This is a genomic window from Enterococcus sp. DIV1298c (genome assembly GCF_017316315.1).
GTDB lineage: Bacteria > Bacillota > Bacilli > Lactobacillales > Enterococcaceae > Enterococcus_B > Enterococcus_B mangumiae.
Genome location: NZ_JAFLWG010000030.1, coordinates 1 through 1,209, shown reverse-complemented (window position 1 = coordinate 1,209; position 1,209 = coordinate 1). Strand labels below are relative to the sequence as shown.

The window sequence follows — 1,209 nt, the reverse complement described above, 5'->3', positions numbered from 1 at the left end:
AGGGTGTTTGAAAGGCATTCGCGATGCCTGTTCTATATTTATTGAAGAAAGTGAGCTTCTTACGAAACCACTCAGGAAGTTGTGTATCTAAGGTGTTCACCACTTCGAAAAAGTAGTTCGTATCCTTTTGTTTATAATGATAAAGAAGGAGTTGGCAGGTGTCATAAGCCAGCTTCAAGGTGGAATAATAGCTCAGTAGTTCATCGACAATCGCTTTTTCAGTCATTGGTCGCTTAAAGGAATAATCATAACGGTAATGAGAGCTATTTAATAGATAAGAATCCTTTAGAAGCAAATTCCAGAAACGTTTGAATCGTTTGTACTTCAGGCGATCGATCTTGCGATACGTGTTCATGATTTGAATCCGTAAATGGTTCAATGACCGGTGGATATGTTGGATAATATGAAAGCGATCCGTGATAATTTGTGCATGGGGAAAAATACTTTTCGCTAATTCAAAATAAGGAGCGTTCATATCCATGACGATATATTGGACATTTTCTCTTGCTTGACGGGTGTAGCGAGAGAAATAGGTACGTAAATAAGCAAGTTTACGACTTTCAAGAAGACCTAGAATCTGATTGGTTTGGCCATCCATGAAGATAAAGCTCATTTCCCAACACAAGATTTCATCGCTTTAAATTCATCAAAGCAAAGAACAGAAGGCAAGTAGTCAAAGCAGACTTTCACGTTCTTCACGGCTACTTTCATGATGCGTAAAATCGTTACATCCGATACGAAGTACCGGATGGCAATGTCTTTTCTACTAGAGTTGATCGCTAATTCTGCCATGATTTTTCGTTTCAAGTTGACAGAAATCGAACAATTTCGATCGACTAAAGAAGTTTCAGCGGAGAAAGTTGCGCCACACTCTTTACATAGAAAGCGAGTTTTTTTAAGACTTAAGACAGTTTTGTTTGAACGAATCGGCAGTAATTGAATCGTGGTTTGGTGAGTACCATACTTAATTACTTGTCCTTCGTTTTTAATCCCACATCTTGTACAGCAAGAGGGAGTGTAATCTAAGCGACCATGAATCAAATGGGAGGTAATCCCTCCTTCTTTCTTTTCAGAAAGCCAATCTGTAGGGAAAATGATATTTTCATCTGTTAAACCGAGTAATTTTTTAGTATGATAGTCCATGGAGATATCCTTTCTTGATGAGTTGGTTTTGGTCGACTTAATTCTATCAATTTGGATATCTCTTTT

At 37.8% G+C, this 1,209-nt stretch carries 2 protein-coding genes; both read right to left on the bottom strand.

Features of this window, described 5'->3' with window-relative positions; genetic code table 11:
• Nucleotides 1–613 (bottom strand): transposase (locus tag JZO83_RS07830; protein WP_207115420.1); only part of this gene is annotated, 613 nt, incomplete at its 3' end.
• Nucleotides 610–1,209 (bottom strand): transposase family protein (locus JZO83_RS07825; protein ID WP_207115419.1); only part of this gene is annotated, 600 nt, incomplete at its 5' end. The genes JZO83_RS07825 and JZO83_RS07830, both read right to left, overlap by 4 nt.